This is a genomic window from Rhodococcus sp. 05-2256-B1 (assembly GCF_002258465.1).
Lineage (GTDB): Bacteria > Actinomycetota > Actinomycetes > Mycobacteriales > Mycobacteriaceae > Rhodococcoides > Rhodococcoides fascians.
In genome coordinates, this window is sequence record NZ_NOZA01000030.1 from 59,440 (window position 1) to 79,773 (window position 20,334).

Genomic DNA, 20,334 nt, shown 5'->3' on the forward strand with positions numbered 1-20,334 from the left:
AACCGAATGCGCACGTGCACTTGACTTTTCGATAGATTGTTCTGTACGTTCCTGTCACCATCCAGAGCGACCGAGAGACCTTGGCTCGATGACGTCGCAGCAACCCCGCCCTACGGCGTGTGGGTGCTACCGCCAGGACCGATGGAGGCACGACCGATGAACATCTGTATCTGTACGCACGCTTGACCGATCGGCGTACTCACAGCACGAAATCTTCGAAAGGCAACCCAGCGATGATCGCTGCCCATCCGACCCGGCGGTTCCGGTGACTCAACTCGACTCTCGTCCCGTTGTGGACACGACGGACGACATTCCCGACGAACAACTCGTCGTTGCACGCACGTGGCACCCGTGGCGCTGGGTGATCGCGGCCGCAACGCTGATCGTGGTCGGTCAGTTCCTGCACGGCTTCGTCACCAACCCCGGCTGGGATTGGGGCACCTTCGCGCAGTACTTCACTGCAGCATCGGTGATGTCGGCGCTGTGGTTGACCATCCAGCTCACCTTCTGGGGAACGCTGATCGGTTTCGCCATCGGTATCGGCCTGGCGGTGGCCCGGCTGTCCGACAATCCTGTGCTGCAGGTTATTTCCTGGTTCTACATCTGGGCCTTCCGTTCCATCCCGTTGATCGTGCAGCTTCTGTTCTGGTTCAATATTGCGTACCTGTACCAGACTCTGTCGTTGGGAATTCCGTTCGGTCCCAGCTTCTTTCAGTTCGACGTCAACAACGTCATCAGTGGATCGACGGCGGCCATCATCGGGCTGGCCCTGCACCAAGCGGCCTACTCCGCCGAGATCGTTCGGGCCGGCATCATCTCGGTGGACCAGGGGCAACTCGAAGCTGCAGCAGCGCTGGGGATTCCGAAGAGGCGCGAGTTCTTCAAGATCGTTCTGCCGCAGGCGATGCGAGGGATTCTCCCCAACGCGGCCAACGAGGTGATCAGTCTGTTCAAAGGCACGTCGATCGTGTCGGTGATGGCTATCGCCGAATTGTTCTATCAGGTGCAGGTCATATACGGACGCAACGGGCGCGTGGTTCCGCTGCTCATGGTCGCGACCGTCTGGTACATCATTCTGACGTCGGTACTGTCGATCGTGCAGTTCTACGTCGAGCGGCACTACGCCAAGGGCGCGGTACGCACCATTCCGCTGACGCCGATCCAGCAGATTCGCCACAAGCTCTCCAACGTCACCTTCGCGCCGAGAGGGGCAACCCGATGACCACTCTCGATGCCTCCACATCCACTGCCGCAACGAGATACGCGGTCGAGGTGCGCGGCGTCCACAAGTCCTACGGCGGGCTCGAGGTGCTCAAAGGCGTCGACCTCCTCGTACGTCCCGGTGAGGTGACCGCGATTCTCGGCCCCTCGGGTTCGGGCAAGTCGACCCTGCTGCGCGCTCTGAACCATCTGGAGAAGGTGGATCAGGGCACCGTCCGGATCGACGGTGATCTGGTGGGATATCGGCGCAAAGGCAACAAACTGCACGAACTCAGCAACAAGGAGATTCTGCGGCAGCGTTCCCAGATCGGTTTCGTGTTTCAGAACTTCAATCTGTTTCCTCACCTGACGGTCCTCGAGAATGTCATCGAAGCCCCGATCTCTGCGCAGAAGCGCACGCGTTCCGACGTCGAACCCGAGGCGCTGGCTCTCCTCGAACGAGTCGGGGTGCACGCGAAAGCCCATGATTATCCGCGACGACTCTCCGGCGGACAACAGCAGCGGGTCGCCATCGCGCGTGCACTTGCCCTGCGTCCCACTGTCATTCTGTTCGACGAGCCGACGTCAGCGCTCGACCCCGAATTGGTGGGAGAGGTTCTCGAGGTCATCCGCGGCCTGGCACGCGATGGTGCCACCCTGGTGATCGTCACGCACGAGGTCGGGTTCGCCCGCGAGATCGCCGACACCGTCGTCTTCATGGATGGCGGCGTCATCGTCGAACAAGGCTCTCCTGCAGAGCTTCTCGATTCACCCCAGGAGGAACGCACCAAGTCGTTCCTCGCTCACGTTCTCTAGCTCTCACTCATGCTTCACCTGCACCCACGAACGGGGAAAGTCATGTCCGGATCATCTCGTAGGCTCGCGGTAGTAGCGTCGGCATTCGCTGTCCTGGCACTCACTGCGACAGCATGCAGCGAGCCCACTGCCGAATCTCAGGTCGTCACCGAGGACGGCGGATCGTTCGATCTTTCACCCGAGCAGGCCGACCGCGTTCGCGCCCAGAAGGTCGACGACATCGCAGCGGAAGTGCCGCAAGCGATTCGCGATCGCGGCACCCTGATCGTCACCGGGGCGGGCGGTACCGCGCCACCGCTGCGTTTCTACGCGACCGACGACACCACCATCGTGGGGTCCGAGGTGGACTTCTCGTACCTGATCGCCGACATTCTCGGTCTCGACGTCGATCTTCAGGTCGCAGATTGGTCGCAGAACTTCGTGAAGATCGACTCCGGCGAGAACGACGTGTTCATCTCCAATGTCACCGTCACCGAGGAGCGCAAGGAAAAGTACGACTTCGCGACCTATCGACTGGACAACCTCGCTTTCGAGGCGCAGAAGGACACCGATTGGACAGTCGAGAAGCGTCAGGACATCGCAGGCAAGAAGATCGGTGTCGGCTCCGGTACCAACCAAGAGCAGTTGCTGGTCGACTGGAACGAGCAGAACGTAGCCGAGGGTCTGGCTCCAGCCGAGATCGCTTATTACCAGAACACCTCTGATTACTACCTGGCGCTCGGGTCAGGCCGTATCGACGGGTACCTGGGACCCAATCCGTCCGCGGTTTATCACGCGGCAACCGGTGGTGAAACCAAGATCATCGGCACGTTCTCGGGTGCCGGAGATGCGCTGCAGGGTGAAATAGCAGTACTGACCAAGAAGGACAATGGGCTCATCGACGCCGTGCAGGACGCAGTGAACCACGCCATCGAGGACGGCAGCTATCAGAAGGTGATCGATCGTTGGGGCCTGCAGTCCGAGGCAGTGACCGAGTCCGTCATCAACCCGCCCGGGCTACCCCGCAAGGAAGGTTAGACAACTGAGCAGAGTTGACGTCGGCCGGGAAGCTGATCTGGTCGACAGTTAATCGAGACAGGAAGCACATGAGCGCGACGTTCGATGTCAACATTCGCACTGGTGACACGGGTCCAGGACGCGTGGACTTCGTCGAGGTCGATCAGCACGATCGGCTGGCGACGCCCCTGCTGCAAGAACTGGCGATCGAATATTCGTCCCGGTACGGCCGGAGCCCCGGTGTCCAATACGAGGAACTGAAGTCCTATCCCGCCCGGGAGTTCGCACCGCCGGGTGGTGTGTTGGTAATTGCCTTGGCCGATGGCGTTCCTGTCGCCGGAGGTGCGTACCGGAAATACGACTCGGAAACCGCAGAGCTGAAACGTATTTGGACATCGAAAGAGCACCGCGGCAGGGGATTCGGCAGACTCGTCGTGGCCGAGCTGGAACGCAGCGCACGTGATCGCGGGTATCGCAGGGTCTACCTGACGACCGGCTGGAATCAGCCCGAGGCCGTTGCGCTGTACCTGGCAGCTGGATACACCCCGCTCTACGACCGAAGTCTGCCGTCCAGAACAGTCGGATCGCACCCCTTCGAGAAGAGTCTCGAATGAGCCCGGTTCAGTGATGCCCGACTACGGCCCGAGTGGGCTGCGGTGTCGCCGAGCAATGTTTGTCAGCCCGACGTGTCGGCGTGGTGTTCCAGAGCTGCACCGACCCAGAACTGCAGTGCCTGTTCGCTCGTCAGCGCTTCTGCATCGACGGTGATCCAGCCTTCACCCATCGACCGCCCCTTGCCCATGACGGCATGGTGGGCCCCATCGAGCTGGAGGTATTCGGGTTCGCGTACCCCGTCCACACGAACAAGCAAGGCACGGTTTTCGGTGCCGACACACACCACCATTCTGTCTCGCACCATGAACGCCAGACCGCCGAACATCTTCTGCTCACGCAGACTCTCCTGGTCCCAGAGAGCGTCGCGGATGCGGTCCGCAAGAAGCTCGTCGTACGCCATGCGCTCGTACTCCTCCTGTGATGGTTGTATCGATGGAACCCCCTGGTCGTGTCGAGCGCAACTGTGGGTCGACGCAATGGGGGATTCGTGTGTCAGCGTTGCAATCCTGCCGGAGGCGGGGCTGTGTCGATGGCCGGGTGGTGCGACAGTCAGAGCTGTGCCCTGACGCTTGTGTGGGTCGTCATGCGGGTTGTCGTGGTTCTCCGTCGCCTGTGTCGCCTGTGTCGCTGTGGTGGTCGGGTGGGTAGAGGACTTCTTCGGGGTGGTGTGCGTGGTTGATCAGCCCGCGGCGTGTGGGGTCCATTCCGGTCGGTGGGTGCCACAGGGTTCTGCCCGGATAGCGATGTCCTGCTGTGGTTTTGGTGGTGGCCCACTTTCCGGGTCCGGTGCCGACGTGTGCGTGGTGCATGTCGCATCCGAAGGTGAGGGAGTCGATGTCGGTGGGTCCGCCCTCGACCCAGTCGTCGAGGTGGTGGGACTGGCACCAGGTCGCGGGGCGGGTGCAGGAGGGGAAGCTGCAGCCGCGGTCGCGGGCGATGAGGACGATGCGTTGGTCGGCGGAGGCGATGCGTTTGGATCGGCCGAGGTAGAGGGCTCTGCCGTTGTCGTCGAAGATGGTGAGGTAGTGGTGGGCGTGCGATGCCATGCGGATGGCGTCGCGGATCGAGACGCGGGATCCGGTGGCGGTCATGGCGTAGCCGCAGCCTGCGTCGAGGTCTTTGAGGCTCATGGTGACGATGGCGGTGACGGGCAGCCCGCGGTGGGTGCCGAGGGTGCCGGAGGCGAGGGTGTGACGGAGCGCCATCTTCAGGGCGTCGTGGCGGCGTTCGTTCTGGGTGCGTAGATCCCGTGCGGCGGCAGCGTCGCGAGCAGCGGTGTCCGATGCGTCGGCGTCGGGTTGGCCGCCGGGTTCGGCAGTGCTGTCGGAGCCGGCATCGTCGTTGGTGTCGTTGGTGTCGTTGGTGTCGTTGGTGTCCTTGGGTGCCGCTGCGTCCTTGGCTGCAGCTGTGCCGTTGGACCCTGTGCCGCAACCACAGTCGTCACCGTCGCACTCGCCGCAGTCGCCTTCGCAGCAGTCCTCGTCACCGCAGTCGTCGTCACTGCAGTCACTGTCCCCGTTGCGGGTCGTCCCATCCCACAGGCCTGCATCGCTCGACCCGGCATCACCGGACGACGGCTCGGACGTCGGCTCGGGCTGCTGTGCAGTGGACTTGCTGTCAGCTTCATCGTCGTGGACGACCGACGTCGGGTCGGCAGGATTGTTGACTCCTGGTTTCGCGGCTTTGGAGAACAAGGCCTCGAGGTAAGCGCGTAGTTCGGAATCGACGCAGAAGTTTCCTTCGGACATGCCGTCGGAACCCTGTTCACCGAGGTAGAAGAATGCATCCCGTTTCCGTGGCTTCGGCTTCGCGTTCTTGTCTTCGTCTTCGTTCTCGTCGAAGTCGCCGTCGGGGTCGAGGATCGAGTCCAGGTGCGCCACCAGTGGCGCGAAGTCGTCGGGCCGTCGGGTCGAGGCGAGACCGACCAACTGCTGTTCGGCGCGATCGCGGGTTTGCGAATCCACACTCGACGGTAGGTGCCGGAAGAATTCACGGATCATCTGCACATGCTGGGCATCGAGCAACCCTGCCCGCACCGCTGCAGCGGTGTGCGGCAACAAAGGCGGTAGCGGTTCGCCGGACAGTGCGGTGCGGTCACCCAGTTCGGCGGCCAGACGTACTCGCGCACCGGCTGTTCGTGGGGTGATCCGCAGCATCCACGCCACCGAGCACGGCACCGACCCCGGATACACGTCGAGGCCGTGCTGTGCGATCAGTTCGTTGAGCCAGGTGTGCGAGTAGGCGGTCACCGATCTGGTGAGCGCTTCCATGCGTTGGATCACCGCACGCCGGTCGGCATTCGACCATGCCACCGACGCCTGCCCCGCCAACTCGGCGACCGCCGACTCCACCGCCTCGACCAACCCAGCCAAGACAGGGTCGAACACAGCAGGGGCAGGCGGCACCGTCTCGATGCCGTCCACCCCTGATCCGCCGTCCCCCGAAAGCATGAACAGAATCTACCGCGACCCACCGACAAGTATTCGAACGTACGTTCCCGCATCATTTGGCTGTCGCTGCGGCCCAGCTGGAGTCGGAGCGCGGCACTATGCGGCCAATTTACATATGGACCAAAAGTGTGACGTTGTCGGTTTTGTACAACCACGAGTCGCGAAGATGCTGGTGGCGGCGTTCAATATCTCCCAAGGCGGACGTAACGACCACAGCAGCGTTGCTTGCATCGGTGACGAAAGCCCCTGCTCGACGGTATCTCCGAACGCGACTGTCGAGCCGGTGTCCAATGTTGTGTGTTGACCCAGTGGGGATGATCGACATGAACGACTCGTGTGGCTCCGCGCTTTCGTGCAGTTCGCCCAAGGACATGATCACCCGTCTCCAGTTCGGCACCGCCGACCTGTGGCCAGAGGACGCGGCGCTTCCTGCCCGCTGGCGCTACATGGCCGATCTGGTCGACTCCGATCGCGGTATTCTCGCTGAGCTCCACGGTTCGGTGTCGACGCAGGTGGCGGATGCTCTCGCTGCGGCTGCGGAACTGTGCAGACAATCGGCCGATGAGCCTGTGACCGCCGGAGACTGGGCGCTACTCGGACGAGCACTGGCGTGGCTCGGCCCCGGCGGTTCCGATATCGATCGCGCGTTGCTTGCTGTGGGAGAAGAATTGACACTGATCGGTCTCGACGGTGCGGAACAGGATTTCTCGGTCGCGACCTGGCTCTGCATGGACGTCCTCGTCCGATTCGCTCATGCCGGCGAAGCGATCGACTACTGGGTGCACCGCGTGAATGCGCCAGAGTTGAACAAAGTTGCGTCGCATGATGATTCGAGATCTTGCGCGAGTGGGAGCGCTGGACTGGCGCTGGCCGTCTGAACGGTAGGCGTCGGTCCGACCGCGCTTCTCGCGTCCATTATCGGCGGGTTTTCCTACCCCGGTTGGCAACCGGGGCGATGCTCTCGTAGTATCGGAAACTGTAGGACCATCCAGAGCGACCGAGAGACCTGGCTCTATGACGTCGCAGCAACCCCCCGCTCGTCGGGTGAGGGTGCTACCGCCGGGACCGATGGAGGATTGCACGTGAACACCCGAGTTGCCGCAGGCTTCGTCAACGGTTGCCGCCGTCTCCATGTCGATCTGTGCCGCCTCAACGGTTCGACCTGTCGCAGCTGACATTTCGTCACAACTCGTACTTCACACCTCACCTCATCATCTGCGCGCACTCCTTCCTGGGCACACCCAGCTCGGATGCGGGATCGTGCGCGCGATCGACCAGATATCGGAGACACCTACGTGTCCACTCGTCCTGCATTCCTGGTGGCCGGCCTGATCGCCACTGCAGCCACAGTCCTCGCCGGATGCGCCGGTGGTGCCGCCACCACGGCCGCCGACGCCGGTCCGGCCCAGCCCGGCGGAACTCTGCGTTACGGCTTGTCCGGGGCCCCGACCTGCTCGGATCCCGCCCAGTCCGGCACCAACCAGACCATCTACGTCACCCGTCAGGTCGTCGATTCACTCACCGATCAGAACCCCGAAACCGGTGAGATCGAACCGTGGCTGGCCGAGCGGTGGGACGTGGGTCCCGATGCGAAATCCTTCACATTCACGCTGAAAGACGGCGTCACCTTCAGTGACGGCACGGTGCTCGACGCGGCGGCGGTGAAGGCGAATTTCGACGCAATCATCGGCCTCGGCGCAGCGAAGGCACCGTTGGCGGCGAGCTATCTGACCGGCTATCAGAGCGCCACGGTGGTCGACCCCTCGACGGTGCGCATCGACTTCGCAGCACCGAATGCGCAGTTCCTGCAGGCGAGTTCGACACCTCAGCTCGGAATTCAATCCATCGCGACCTCCGCGCAGTCGGCCGAGTCGCGGTGCTTGGGTACCAATATCGGATCGGGACCGTTCACCTACGCGGATTACCAGCAGGACCGGTCAGTCATTCTGGCCAAGCGAAGCGGATACAACTGGGGTTCAGCGGTATTCGGTCACACCGGCGAGGCCTATCTCGATCGCATCGAATTCACCATCGTGCCCGAGTCGGGCGTTCGCACAGGAAGCTTGTCCTCCGATCAGCTCGACGCCGTCAGCGACGCGTTGCCGCAGGACGCTCCGCAGATCGAAGCGACCGGCGGCCGAATTCTGACCACCTCGAACCCGGGAGTCCCGTTCGGCATTCAGCCCAACGTAACTCGCGGTGCGCTACAAGACCCCGCCGTCCGGACGGCCCTGGTACCGGCGATCAACCGTCAGGAACTCGTCGATACCGTCCTCGGGCCCGACTTCCGCACGGCGACAAGCACGTTGGCCAGCGCCACCCCAGGTTACGTCGAGCTCGTCGATGTCACCTACGATCCCGAGAAGTCCAAATCGCTGCTCGACGACGCAGACTGGGTTCCCGGTGCCGACGGAATCCGTGAAAAGGACGGGCAGAGGCTGAGTTTCGAGGTCATGTACTCCGCAGTGTTCGCTGGCAACCAGGCGATCCTGGAGTTGACGCAGCAGCAGCTACGTGCGGTGGGCGTCGACCTGCAGCTCGAGTTGGTCTCGACGTCCGAGGCGACAGCACGTCAGGGCACCAAGGACTACGACTCCACGTACTACAACAGCACCCGCGCCGACGGCGACATTCTGCGCACCACGTTCGCCGTGGACGGACGTAACCTGAACGCGCGCGGCCCGATTCCCGATCTGGATGCATCGCTGACCGATCAGCTCTCGACCACCGATCTGACGGCGCGCAACGACATCCTCGCCACCGCTCAGCAGCAGGTGCTCGACAACGGACTGTGGATCCCCACCATCGAGCTGTCGCAGGCCGTCGGCGCGGCGTCGAAAGTGCAGGATCTGAAGTTCGAGGCCTCCGCTCGACTGCAGTTCTTCGATACCTGGCTGAGCGCATGATCCGGTACCTCGGACAGCGCGTACTGCAGGCAGTGGCAGTGCTGTGGGCCGCGTTCACCATCTCGTTCGGCGTGCTGTTCCTGCTGCCCTCGGACCCAGTCAGTCTCGCTGTCGACTCTGCCGGTTCGGGCACACCGGTCGACGCGGCGGCCGTCGCAGAATTGCAGGCCCGCTACGGTTTGGACCAGCCGGTGTGGGTGCAGTACTGGCATTCGCTGACCGGGGCTGTGCACGGCGATTTCGGATTGTCCATCGCCACCGGACAGCCGGTGACGACGGCGATCCTCGATGCCGTGCCGAGCACGCTCGGCCTCGCAGGCACCGCACTGGTATTGGCGGTCGTGTTCGGGTCGGCACTGGCGTACGCCGCGACGTACACCCGAACGCCGTGGCTGAAAAATCTGTTGTTCGCACTCCCGCCGCTCGGGGTGGCTGTACCGACCTTCTGGGTGGGACTGTTGTTACTGCAACTGTTCTCGTTCCAGTTGAGGTGGTTCCCGGCCTTCGGTGACGCCGGAGCGGCTGCACTGGTGTTGCCTGGGGTCACATTGGCATTGCCGACCGGTGCGGTCATCGCTCAGGTGTTGGCCACCAGCATGTCGACTACCTGGAAGCAGCCGTTCGTCGATGTTGCTCGCGCCAAGGGCGTCTCGCGGCTACGGGTGCAAACGCGGCATATAGCGCGGCTGTCGTCCATCCCGGCTTTCACGATCGCGGGTGTGTTGGTGGGGACGCTGCTCGCCGGATCGGTCGTCGTCGAGACGGTCTTCTCGCGGGCCGGAGTGGGACGGCTGACCCAGACCTCGGTGTTGGCCCAGGATATTCCGGTGGTGCAGGGCATCGTGGTGTTGACCTCGCTGGTGTTCGTCGTGGTGAACCTGGCCGTGGACCTGCTGTATCCGCTGATAGACCCGCGCATCGTGCGCGAGTACAAGCCTGCGCGCGCAGTCGCGGAACCGGAGAAAGCTCATGTCTGACATTCTGATTCGTGACCGCGAGGTTCGGGCGGAGGCGTTGCTCGAGGCAGAGCCGGTGCCGTCGACAGCTCGGCGTCGCCGGGTTCTGACGGACGCCCGGAAGCACGTGTGGCTTGCCTTGTCCGCGCTCGTGCTGCTGCTCGCGCTGGGATTCGCACTCTTCCCCTCCGTGTTCGCGAGCGGAGACCCGTTGGTGGGCGTGCCCGCCGACAAGCTCCAGGCCCCCAGTACGGCACATTGGTTCGGCACCGACAACATCGGCCGTGACGTCTTCACCCGCGTGGTGCACGGCTCCGGCCTGTCGTTGACCGCGACACTGCTCGCCGTCGGGATCGCACTGGTCGTCGGATCGCTCATCGGCCTGATCTCCGGGGCCGTCGGGGGACTCGTCGACGCCGTGCTGATGCGTATCGTCGATGTGCTGCTGTCGATTCCGACACTGCTGCTGTCGCTGGCTCTGGTCACAGCGCTCGGCTTCGGAACCGTCAACGTTGCCATCGCCGTGGGGGTCACCCTCATCGCCAACTTCGCCCGGGTCATGCGGTCGGAGGTGTTGCGTGTGCGTCGATCGCTGTATGTCGAGGCGGCGTACGCCTCGGGTGTGCGATGGTTCGACGTCTTTCGCCGACACATCCTCCGAAACTCGTACGGTCCCGTGATTGCCCTCGCAGCAGTCGAATTCGGTATGGCGGTGCTCGCGGTTTCGGCGTTGAGCTTCCTGGGATTCGGCGCTGTTCCGCCTACACCGGAGTGGGGATCGCTGATCTCCGAGGGTCGGAACTTCCTCGCCACCGCCTGGTGGATGACCACCTTGCCGGGCCTGGTGATCGTGGCAGTCGTGCTGTCCGCGCACCGTCTCGGGCACGCACTCGAGAGGCGATCCGAATGAGCCCCATCCTCGAAGTCGACAACCTCTCGGTCGGCTACGGCACGACGACGGCCGTGCGCGGAATTTCCTTCACCGTCGAACGCGGCGAGGTACTGGCCGTCGTAGGCGAATCCGGTTCGGGAAAATCCACCACGGCCCACGCGGTCATCGGCTTGCTGGCCGGCAACGGTCGGATCCGAAGTGGCTCGGTGACCTTCGACGGCCGGCGCCTGGACACCGCATCGGACAAGACACTGAATCGCCTGCGCGGTCGGCATATCGGGCTCGTCCCGCAGGATCCGACCACCTCACTGAACCCCGTCGTACGCGTCGGAGACCAGGTGGCCGAGGTGCTGCGTGTGCACGGGTCGGCAGATCGGCGTACCGCGAAGCTCGAGGCAATCCGCATTCTCACCGACGCGGGCCTCGACAACCCCGAGGTGCGGGCACGCCAGTACCCGCAGGACCTGTCCGGTGGGCAGCGGCAGCGGGTACTGATCGGGATCGCTCTCGCGTGCCGCCCCGAACTGGTGATCGCCGACGAACCGACCAGCGCCCTGGACGTCACCGTGCAACGACGCATCCTCGACCATCTGGACGCCCGAATTGCCGAGACGGGTGCCGCAGTTCTGTTGATCACGCACGATCTGGGCGTTGCGGCCGATCGCGCCGACCGGCTGGTCGTCATGAGTGGTGGTGAGATCGTCGAAACCGGTCCGACTGCAGAGGTGTTGGCGAACCCCACCCATCCCTACACACAGAAGCTGCTCGCGGCCGCGCCGTCTCTGAACTCGACGCTCCGTGCGGCCAGGACGGGTGCGGGCGATCCAATTCTGTCCGTCTCGTCGGTGTCGAAGCGTTTCGCCATCGGACGAGGCGTTCACCTGGATGCGGTGCGAGACGCCACGATCACGGTCGAGCGGGGTCGAACCGTCTCTGTCGTCGGCGAATCCGGTTCGGGGAAGTCCACCCTGGCGCGTATCGCGATCGGCCTGGAAACACCCTCCGCGGGCACGGTCACGTTCGACGGAATCGAGCTGACCGGCCTTCGTGGCACGGCGAGGCGGGAGCTGCGGCGTCGAGTCCAGATCGTCTATCAGAACCCGTACGCATCACTGAACCCGAAGTTGCGCGTCGGCGAGATCGTGCGAGAACCGCTGGACGCGTTCAAGATCGGGACGTCGCGAGACCGCTCGGCGCGTGCCGCGGAACTGCTCGACCAAGTGGCTCTGAGCAGTGACCACCTGGCGCGTCGCCCGGCCGAGTTGTCGGGTGGTCAGCGTCAACGCGTCGCAATCGCTCGGGCACTGGCGTTGGCACCGGAGGTGGTGGTGCTCGACGAGCCCGTGTCGGCCTTGGACGTGTCGGTGCAGGCACAAATTCTTTCGCTGCTCGGCGATCTGCAATCCGAGTTCGGTCTGAGCTATCTGTTCATCTCGCACGACCTGGCCGTGGTTCGCCAGATCAGCGACACCGTGGCTGTGATGCAGTCGGGTGTGATCGTCGAATATGGCAGCACCGCTTCGATATTCGACAACCCCCAGCAGGAATACACCCGCGAGTTGCTCGCGGCCATCCCAGGAACAGCGACACAGAGAGTGGGTACCGGTGTCTGACAAGCTTTTCGTCACGGCAATCGAACCGAGGGGAACCGGCGCACATCCACAGGCGTGGCGGCGACAGGATTCTCGCGCCGAGGAAGTGTTCACCGCGGCGTTCTGGATCGAACAACTCCGCGCGGCAGACCAGGCCGGGATCGATCTGGTCTTCCTCGCAGACTCCTTCGCTTCCCGGACCCTCGAGGCGGTTGCCGTGGCAGCCCGGGCTGCTGCGCTCACCGAACGCATCGGTTTGATCCCGACGGTCACCGTCACCCACACCGAGCCGTTCCATATCTCCAAGCAGATCGCGAGTCTGGACTTCGCCTCACACGGTCGCGCAGGTTGGCAGGTCGAGGTGTCCGGCGGCGCGGAGCAGGCAGCACTGTTCGGGCGTAAGGGCGAGCAGAACGAAGAGAGCCTGTGGCAGGAGGCCGACGAGGCCATCGAGGTCGTCGCTCGGCTGTGGGACAGCTGGGAGGACGACGCCGAGATTCGAGACGCTGCGACGGGCCGGTTCGTCGACCGAGACAAGTTGCACTACATCGATTTTCAGGGTGAGCACTTTTCCGTCAAAGGGCCGTCCATCACGCCGAGGTCACCTCGAGGCCAACCGCTGGTGACAGTGCGCGCCCACTCCGCCGAATCCACCGCGGTAGCGGCCGCCAGAGCGGACATCGTGCGGATTGCTGCAGACTCGATCGAGGGCGCAGCTGCCCTCGCGGCGCGTGTTCGACGGGCCGTCGTGGCCGAGGGCCGCGACCCGGTGGACGTGTTCGTGCTACTCGACGTCGAGACCTTGGTGTCGGAGACCGCGGCCGAAGAATTGGCGCAGCTCGAGAACTGGGCAGGTCGGGTACGTACGCCGCAATCGCTGCAGTACGTGGGTGACGTCGCCGGGCTCAACTTGCTTCTCGGAGCGGCCGAATCCGCGGGACTGGACGGGGTCACCCTCGTGCCGCTCGCGCTTCCGTCGGGAGTGAAGACACTCCCGGCCACGGACAGCAGAACCGGAGCGACGGTGCGTGAGCGCCTCGGCCTGGCTCGTCCGACAAATCGTTTTGCAGCACCCGAAAGGAACAGTCGGTGACGATCTCGAAGCGGACCAAGAAGCAGATCCACCTCGGCGCGCATTTCCCTGGCGTCAACAACACCACCGTCTGGACCGACCCGGCGTCGAAGAGCCAGATCGAATTCGATTCGTTCGTCCACCTGGCCGAGTCCGCAGAGCGTGGGCTGTTCGACTTCTTCTTCCTCGCCGAAGGTCTGCGATTACGCGAGCATCGCAACAAGATTCACGATCTCGACGTCGTCGGCCGCCCGGACACGCTCACGGTGTTGAACGCGTTGGCATCGGTGACGACGAAGCTCGGACTCGCCGGGACGATTAACACCACGTTCAACGAGCCCTTCGAGCTCGCCAAGCAGTTCTCTTCGCTGGACCACCTGTCCGACGGGCGCGCGGCGTGGAACATGGTGACCTCGTCCGACGCGTTCACCGGAGAGAACTTCCGACGCGGTGGCTACCTCGACCGGGCCGACCGCTACGTGCGAGCGAACGAGATCATCGACGTCGCCCGAGAGTTCTGGGATTCGTGGCAGTCCGATGCGTTCGTCGTCGATCGGGATCGAGGTGTCTTCGGCCGAGAATCCGAGATCCGCACGGTCTCGCATTCGGGTCCTCAGTTCGATGTGACGGGCCGCTTCACGTTGCCGCGCAGTCCGCAGGGACACCCGGTGTTGTTGCAGGCCGGCGATTCCGACGAAGGTCGTGAGTTCGGTGCGGCCAAGGCGGATGCGATCTTCACCATCCACGGGACGCTGGAGGACGGGCAGAAGTTCTACACCGACGTCAAGGGAAGGTTGGCCAAATACGGCCGCGAGCACGCCGACCTGAAGGTGCTGCCCGCCGCGACGTTCGTCCTCGGGGACTCGGCCCAGGATGCAGCCGAGAAGGCCGACCATATTCGGCACCAGCAGGTCAGCGGCAAGACTGCCATCTCGTTTCTGGAGCAGGTGTGGGGACGAGACCTGTCCGAGTACGACCCGGACGGACCGTTGCCCGACGTCGAGCCGAGCGGTGACGTGAGCATCACCCGTGGCCGCGCTCGCCACGGTGACCCGAGAACCCTTGCGCAGCAGTACCGTGAGCGTGCCGAGGCCGAGAATCTGAGCATTCGGGAGCTCATCATCGCGGTGACGACCCGGCAACAGTTCGTCGGAACGCCGGCACAGGTAGCAGAGGACATCGACAGCTACGTCCAGAACGATGCGTGCGACGGGTTCATCCTCGTTCCGCACATCACGCCGGCCGGGCTCGACGAGTTCGTCGACAAAGTCGTCCCAGAACTGCAGGATCGCGGTAGTTTCCGTACCGAGTACACCGGGAACACGCTGCGTGATCACCTCGGTCTGCGTCACCCGTACCAACAGCGTGAAGGAGTGCGAGCATCGTGAGTGAATTCGAGCAGGACTGGAAGCAGTGGCACGCGGACCGGGAAGCGTCCTACGGCGATCCATTGGGATGGTTGTCGCTGACCGGATTGTATTGGCTCACCGACGATTTCGAGATCGTTGCCGATCTACCCGGCCGATGGCGGGCCGATGCGGACTCGGTGACCGTCGAGGGAGTGGACGGGGTGACGACTCTGAATCCGGTGGAGGGTGCGCCCGGGATCCTCGTCCACGACGGTGAACGCCGTATCGAGGTCATCCGCCGCAGCGGCGCGGTGGCGTTGCGGGTCCACGATCCGAAAGCCTCGACCCTGCAGTCCTACAACGGAATACCGGCCTACGAACCCAGCGAGGAGTTCGTGGCCCGCGCCACGTTCACGCCCTACGACGCCCCGGTCACCGTGACGACAGGTGCCGTGATCGAGGGTCTCGAACACCACCACACTGCGGTGGGCACCCTCGATTTCGAGCTGGCCGGTACAGCCCAGCAGTTGGTTGCGTTCGGCGGCAACGACACTGGTCTGAAGGTTCTGTTCACCGATGCCACGAGCGGGGTCACCACGTACCCGGCAGCGCGGATCCTTGCTGTGGCGGAACCCGAGGGTGGCTCCGTGGCACTCGATTTCAACCGAGCGGCGAACCTGCCGTGCGCGTTCACCGACTACGCGACGTGCCCGGTCGCGCCGGCGGAGAACCGGCTGACGGTGGCTGTCGAAGCAGGGGAGAAGACGCCCGGATGACGCGCGTGCCGCTGTCCGTTCTCGACCTGGCACCGATCAGCGCTGGGTCGAGCACTGCTCAGGCGCTCCGAAATTCGCTCGATCTGGCACGACAGGCCGAAGAGTGGGGCTACGAGCGCTACTGGGTTGCCGAGCATCACTTCGTCGCTGCGGCCAGTTCTGCGCCTGCCGTACTGGTGGGTTTGATTGCGGCTGCCACCAACCGCATTCGTGTCGGATCGGCTGCGGTCCAGCTCGGTTTCACGACAGCTGCTGCCGTTGTGGAGTCCTTCGGAACGGTGGACGCGCTGTATCCGGGTCGTATCGATCTTGGTGTGGGTCGATCCGGGCAGCGCAGAGCAGCAGCCCTGGCCGGTGCACAGCAGGCTGCGCCCGAGCACGCGGTGTCATCGGAACCCGGTGGACTGTTTCCAGTGGCGCCCGCTGCGGCGACCCCGCGAACGACCCCGCTGCTGGCTGCGTCTCTGGCTGCGCTGCAGCAGCCACACGCTGAGGTCCCGGAATTCGTCGATCAACTCGACGACCTTGTTGCGCTGCTTGCCGGTAGCTACGAGCGCGACGGGGTGCCGTTGACGGCACGCCCGGGTGCCGGGGCCGATGTGGCGCTGTGGCTGTTCGGCAGCGCTGGGCCGACTGCCCGTGAGGCCGGTGCCCGCGGTCTGCCGTTCGCGGCGAGTTATCACTTCAGCCCCGGGACGACTCTCGAGGCGATCGACGAGTATCGCCGTGCTTTCGTGCCGTCGGCCCGGTTGTCCTCACCGTACGTGGCGGTGTCGGCCGATGTAGTTGTTGCAGAATCAGATTCGCAGGCCCGAGAGCTGGCAGAGTTTTTTCCGCAATGGGTGCACAGCATTCGCAGCGGTCGAGGTGCGATCGAGTATCCGGATCCGAACAATGTGGCACCTCTGACCGACGAGGAGTACCAGCGCGTCGCGGATCGGGTGGACACCCAGATCGTCGGATCTGCGGCGACGGTCGCGGTGAAGCTCGACGCCCTGCAGGAAGCGACCGATGCGGACGAACTTGTGCTCACCTCGGTCACATACGACCATGCGGACCGGCTGCGCTCGTACGAATTGCTCGGTAGGGAATGGGGACTGCCGCGCCTGCGGATCTGAGCGGAACATTTGCGTCGTGGTGACCGTTGTACCGCGCATGACACGAGTTGCAGTTGCAGCGTCCTACGGTGGACCGGACGTCATCGAGATCGTCGAACGAGAGCTGCCTGAACCGTCCGAGGGCCAGGTTCTGGTCGAGGTCAAGGCGATCGGCGTCAACCCCTTCGACTACAAGAGCTACAGCGGTGCCTTCGGTACCGACGGGTCGAAGCTTCCGATTGCGTTGGGCAGCGAGGCGTCGGGCATCGTGGTGGCGGTCGGAGGAACCGTCGAGGGCCCGGTCGGTCCTGTCGCCGTCGGCGACGCGGTGGTTGTCTCCGGCCAGAACGGTACGTACGCCGAGCGAATTCTGGTTCCCGCGCGGGTCGTGTTTCCGAAGCCGGAAGCCTTGGACTGGAACGTTGCTGCGGGTGTACTCGCCGTGGCTGGAACTGCCTACGACGCACTGGTATCCGTCGGTGTCGAGAGCGGAGACACCGTTCTCGTGCACGGGGCGGCGGGCGGCGTCGGGTCCGTGGTGGCTCAGCTCGCTCTGGAGCGCGGGGCCACCGTCATCGGGACTGCGCGGCGCCAGAACCACGACGCGCTCCGGTCCTACGGTGTCGAGCCCGTCGAGTACGGCGACGGACTGATCGACCGGGTACGAGCAGCCGCACCGAATGGGCTGGATGCGGCAATCGACACGGTGGGCACCGACGAGGCCGTCGACGTTTCTCTCGAATTACTGACGGACAGAGCGAGATTGGTCAGCACGGCCGCCTTCGGGCGAGCTTCGGCAGACGGGTTCCTCACCGTCGGTGGGCCGGTGAGTATGGAGCGTCGACGCCTGGCATCCCCGGTGCTGCTGGAGCAGGCGGGTGCAGGCGTATTCGAGGTCACGGTTGCCAAGACGTTTCCCCTCGCCGATGCGGCGAGAGCACACGCCGAGCTGCAGTCGACGCACCCGCGCGGGAAGTTCGTCCTGATTCCTTGACGAGAACCCGGGGCGCAGAACGCTTCACGAGCTCGTACTCGGACCGATGAACTCCTCGGTCACTCTCTGCGCGATGCCGTCGGGATAGGGGCCGGGGAGGATGAGAACGACATGATCGAATCCGGCGGCCACCGCGTCGCCGATGTCGTTTCTCGTTCTCTCGGGTTCTTCGAACGACACCCCGAGCGCGATCGATCGTGTGATCGCCCCTGGATCGCGCCCGATCTCGGCGCAGTACCGGTCCAGTAGTCTGCCTCTGTCCAGTGCGCCGGCCAGGTCCCCACCGGGAATGTTCCATACGTCGGCGTGTTCGGCGACGAGGCGCAGCACTCCTGCCGCCCGGCCGCCGATCACGATCGGCGGGCCCGGTCGCTGAATCGGTTTCGGATTCTGGAACGCCCCGACGAGGTCGACGTGGCTGCCGTGAAAGTCGAAGGGTTCGCTCTCGGTCCAGAGCCTACGAATCACCGTGAGCGATTCACCCAGTCGCGCAACAGCGTTCGCAGCGTCGCTGTAGGGCAGCCCGCTCCCGTCGTACTCCCGTCTCGCCATCGGCACGCTCGGCCGTGATCCGGCACCGATGCCGAAGTCCAGCCGCCCGTGCGAGACAGCGTCGACCGTAGTGGCGATCTTCGCGAGGATCGCGGGTGGACGAATGCGGTTGCTGGTGACCATGATTCCCAATCGCAACCGCTCGGTACGAGCGGCCAATGCGGACAGCATGGTCCAGCCTTCGAAGATCGGGCCGTCGAGGTCACCGCCGATGGGCATGAGGTGATCGAACAGCCACGCGTGCTCGATTTCCGGAATGCCGTCTGCCTCGCGCCACACCCGGAGCAGGTCGGCGTAGGAGACGTTCTGGGGAGGGGTCATGATCCCGTAGCTGACCATGTCAGCGTCTCCGCAGGGAGGCGTCGAGCAGTGCCGGCGGGGTGTCGAACTTGTCGTCCGGCGCGAGATCGACTCCCGGAGCTACGATCTCGTCGATCCTGTCGAGGACATCGGCCGGGAGGACGGTGTCGGCGGCAGCGAGCTGCGAGTGTAGGTGCTCGACGGTACGCGGCCCGACGATCGCGCTGGTGACTCCCGGATGAGCCGTCACGAAACCGAGTGCGAGTTGGATCAGTGTCAGTCCGGCTTCGTCGGCAACACCGACCAGTTTCTCGACGGCGTCGAGTTTGGCCCGTCCCGTGGGAGTGTCCGTGCCGAATCGCTCGGGCATCATCGCCGCGCGGTTGGTGGTTGTCTCTCGCCCGGCCCGGATGGCTCCGGAGAGGAAGCCGCCCGCCAGGGGACTCCACGCGAGAACGCCCATTCCGTACTCCTGCGCGACCGGAAGGACGTGGGATTCGATGCCGCGCTGCAGGATCGAGTACGGCGGCTGCTCGGTGACGAACCGCCCTAGACGGTGCTCCCGTGCGGTCCACTGCGCCTGCACGATTCGGTAAGCCGGATAGGTGGAGGAGCCGAAGTATCGAATCTTCCCGGCACGCTGCAGATCTGTCAGCGCCGAGAGGGTTTCCTCGTCGCTCGTGGTGGGGTCCCAGCGGTGTATATGGTAGAGGTCGACGTGATCGGTACCGAGTCGGCGCAGGCTGTTCTCCAGTTCGGTGACGATCCAGCGGCGGGAGCTGCCCTGATGATTGCGTTCGTCGCCCATGGGGTTGAACACTTTGGTGGCCAGCACGATGTTCTCGCGCCGACCTTCGATCGCCTTGCCGACCATTTCCTCGGATTGTCCCTGGCTGTACATGTCCGCGGTGTCGATGAGGTTGATACCGCCCTCGAGTGCGGCGTCGACGATCGCGGTTGCCTCGTCTTGCGTGGTGCGTCCGATGGCACCGAAGTTCATCGCGCCGAGCGAGAGAGTGCTGACCTGGACGCCGGTGCGTCCCAGTGTGCGGTACTGCATGGGGATCTCCTTGTGGCCTCTGGAGGGGTTACTCTGCGAGTAAGCGGAACAACGTTCCGTAAACAAACATACGGAACGTTGTTCCGTTTGTCGATGGCTGGAGGAACAGTGACCGAGGCCGAAGCCGAGCAGCCCAGAAAGCGGGCGGATGCGAGGCGCAACGAAGCGACCCTGCTCGACGCGGCGGCGGCTGCGTTCGTCGAGTCGGGAGTAGAAGTGCCGGTGCGCGATATCGCCAGGCGGGCCGGCGTCGGCGTGGGAACCATCTACCGGCACTTCCCGACGCGGGGCGACCTCGTCGTCGCCGTCTTCCGACATCAGGTGGAGGCCTGCGCCGTCGCCGGTCAGGAGCTTCTCGCCGGCCGCGAATCACCGCACGCGGCGTTGGTGCTCTGGATCGATCGGTTCGTCGACTTCCTGGTCACCAAACACGGTCTGGCCGAGGCCATGCAGTCGGACAGCGCCGGATTCGAGACCTTGCACAGCTACTTCCTGAACCGGCTGGTTCCGGTGTGCGAGTCGTTGCTCGACGCCGCTGCGGACTCGGGGGAGATCGCCCCGGGGCAGACCGCATTGGAGTTGATGCGGGCGGTCGGCAACCTGTGCATCGGTGCCACGGACAGCCGCTACGACCCGCGCAAGATGGCGCGGGTGCTGATCGCCGGACTGCGCATCGCGCCGTGATCCGGTCCGTTGTTCGGCCGACCGACG

At 64.2% G+C, this 20,334-nt stretch carries 19 protein-coding genes and 2 riboswitches; of the genes, 15 read left to right on the plus strand and 4 right to left on the minus strand.

Translation table 11 applies throughout. The features are described from left to right. Positions 1-54: 54 nt before the first annotated feature. A riboswitch (SAM riboswitch) is annotated at positions 55-148 on the plus strand. Between the two features lie 213 nt (positions 149-361). The 4 genes from CH285_RS17365 (at position 362) to CH285_RS17380 (ending at position 3,626) form a co-directional block, all read left to right on the plus strand. Then, positions 362-1,222, plus strand: coding sequence for an amino acid ABC transporter permease (locus CH285_RS17365; RefSeq protein ID WP_371827907.1), 861 nt, complete (start codon positions 362-364; stop codon positions 1,220-1,222). After that, positions 1,219-2,016 (plus strand): amino acid ABC transporter ATP-binding protein, encoded by a 798-nt coding sequence (locus CH285_RS17370; protein ID WP_027494271.1) that lies wholly within the window; start codon positions 1,219-1,221, stop codon positions 2,014-2,016. The genes CH285_RS17365 and CH285_RS17370 overlap by 4 nt, the downstream gene beginning before the upstream one ends. Before the next feature lie 42 nt (positions 2,017-2,058). After that, a complete protein-coding gene (locus tag CH285_RS17375; RefSeq protein WP_027494270.1) occupies positions 2,059-3,033 on the plus strand; it encodes an ABC transporter substrate-binding protein in 975 nt (324 codons plus the stop codon). Between the two features lie 68 nt (positions 3,034-3,101). Then, complete coding sequence (locus CH285_RS17380; protein WP_048316460.1) at positions 3,102-3,626, plus strand: GNAT family N-acetyltransferase; 525 nt, start codon at positions 3,102-3,104, stop codon at positions 3,624-3,626. 62 nt (positions 3,627-3,688) lie between these two features. Here CH285_RS17380 and CH285_RS17385 read toward each other — a convergent pair whose 3' ends face one another. Beyond that, on the minus strand, positions 3,689-4,027 hold the full coding sequence (locus tag CH285_RS17385; protein WP_032364963.1) for a TfoX/Sxy family protein: 339 nt from the start codon (positions 4,025-4,027) through the stop codon (positions 3,689-3,691). Positions 4,028-4,208: 181 nt separating this feature from the next. Then, positions 4,209-6,077: an HNH endonuclease signature motif containing protein gene (locus CH285_RS17390; protein ID WP_094643867.1), complete on the minus strand. Its 1,869-nt coding sequence runs from the start codon at positions 6,075-6,077 to the stop codon at positions 4,209-4,211. A gap of 371 nt (positions 6,078-6,448) precedes the next feature. Between CH285_RS17390 and CH285_RS17395 the strand changes: the two genes are divergently transcribed. The 10 genes from CH285_RS17395 (at position 6,449) to CH285_RS17440 (ending at position 17,711) form a co-directional block, all read left to right on the plus strand. After that, on the plus strand, positions 6,449-6,955 hold the full coding sequence (locus CH285_RS17395) for a hypothetical protein (protein ID WP_141214515.1): 507 nt from the start codon (positions 6,449-6,451) through the stop codon (positions 6,953-6,955). A gap of 103 nt (positions 6,956-7,058) precedes the next feature. Continuing rightward, a riboswitch (SAM riboswitch) is annotated at positions 7,059-7,152 on the plus strand. 220 nt (positions 7,153-7,372) lie between these two features. Continuing rightward, positions 7,373-8,983, plus strand: a complete 1,611-nt coding sequence (locus CH285_RS17400; protein WP_373454741.1) for an ABC transporter substrate-binding protein — start codon at positions 7,373-7,375, stop codon at positions 8,981-8,983. Next, positions 8,980-9,960 (plus strand): ABC transporter permease, encoded by a 981-nt coding sequence (locus CH285_RS17405; RefSeq protein WP_032366702.1) that lies wholly within the window; start codon positions 8,980-8,982, stop codon positions 9,958-9,960. Before CH285_RS17400 ends, CH285_RS17405 begins: the two co-directional genes overlap by 4 nt. Then, positions 9,953-10,849, plus strand: a complete 897-nt coding sequence (locus CH285_RS17410; protein WP_094643869.1) for an ABC transporter permease — start codon at positions 9,953-9,955, stop codon at positions 10,847-10,849. The genes CH285_RS17405 and CH285_RS17410 overlap by 8 nt, the downstream gene beginning before the upstream one ends. Further along, a complete protein-coding gene (locus CH285_RS17415) occupies positions 10,846-12,444 on the plus strand; it encodes a dipeptide ABC transporter ATP-binding protein (RefSeq protein WP_094643870.1) in 1,599 nt (532 codons plus the stop codon). Before CH285_RS17410 ends, CH285_RS17415 begins: the two co-directional genes overlap by 4 nt. Continuing rightward, positions 12,437-13,516 (plus strand): LLM class flavin-dependent oxidoreductase, encoded by a 1,080-nt coding sequence (locus CH285_RS17420; protein WP_094643871.1) that lies wholly within the window; start codon positions 12,437-12,439, stop codon positions 13,514-13,516. Before CH285_RS17415 ends, CH285_RS17420 begins: the two co-directional genes overlap by 8 nt. A 2-nt stretch (positions 13,517-13,518) precedes the next feature. Further along, positions 13,519-14,883, plus strand: a complete 1,365-nt coding sequence (locus tag CH285_RS17425) for an NtaA/DmoA family FMN-dependent monooxygenase (protein ID WP_094644038.1) — start codon at positions 13,519-13,521, stop codon at positions 14,881-14,883. Continuing rightward, on the plus strand, positions 14,880-15,620 hold the full coding sequence (locus CH285_RS17430) for a DUF1684 domain-containing protein (RefSeq protein ID WP_255032284.1): 741 nt from the start codon (positions 14,880-14,882) through the stop codon (positions 15,618-15,620). The genes CH285_RS17425 and CH285_RS17430 overlap by 4 nt, the downstream gene beginning before the upstream one ends. Beyond that, entirely contained in the window at positions 15,617-16,738 is a 1,122-nt protein-coding gene (locus CH285_RS17435; RefSeq protein ID WP_094643872.1) for an LLM class flavin-dependent oxidoreductase, read from the plus strand. The genes CH285_RS17430 and CH285_RS17435 overlap by 4 nt, the downstream gene beginning before the upstream one ends. A 37-nt stretch (positions 16,739-16,775) precedes the next feature. Then, positions 16,776-17,711: an NADP-dependent oxidoreductase gene (locus CH285_RS17440; RefSeq protein ID WP_094643873.1), complete on the plus strand. Its 936-nt coding sequence runs from the start codon at positions 16,776-16,778 to the stop codon at positions 17,709-17,711. Between the two features lie 24 nt (positions 17,712-17,735). Here CH285_RS17440 and CH285_RS17445 read toward each other — a convergent pair whose 3' ends face one another. Both CH285_RS17445 and CH285_RS17450 read right to left on the minus strand, forming a co-directional pair. Continuing rightward, complete coding sequence (locus CH285_RS17445) at positions 17,736-18,602, minus strand: LLM class flavin-dependent oxidoreductase (protein ID WP_094643874.1); 867 nt, start codon at positions 18,600-18,602, stop codon at positions 17,736-17,738. 1 nt (position 18,603) lies between these two features. Continuing rightward, positions 18,604-19,623: an aldo/keto reductase gene (locus CH285_RS17450; RefSeq protein WP_094643875.1), complete on the minus strand. Its 1,020-nt coding sequence runs from the start codon at positions 19,621-19,623 to the stop codon at positions 18,604-18,606. A 93-nt stretch (positions 19,624-19,716) separates the two neighbouring features. On the opposite strand from CH285_RS17450, the gene CH285_RS17455 reads away from it, so the two are divergent. Beyond that, positions 19,717-20,307 carry a TetR/AcrR family transcriptional regulator gene (locus CH285_RS17455; RefSeq protein WP_032386123.1) on the plus strand — a complete coding sequence of 197 codons (591 nt, stop codon included), beginning with the start codon at positions 19,717-19,719 and terminating at the stop codon, positions 20,305-20,307. Positions 20,308-20,334: the final 27 nt, after the last annotated feature.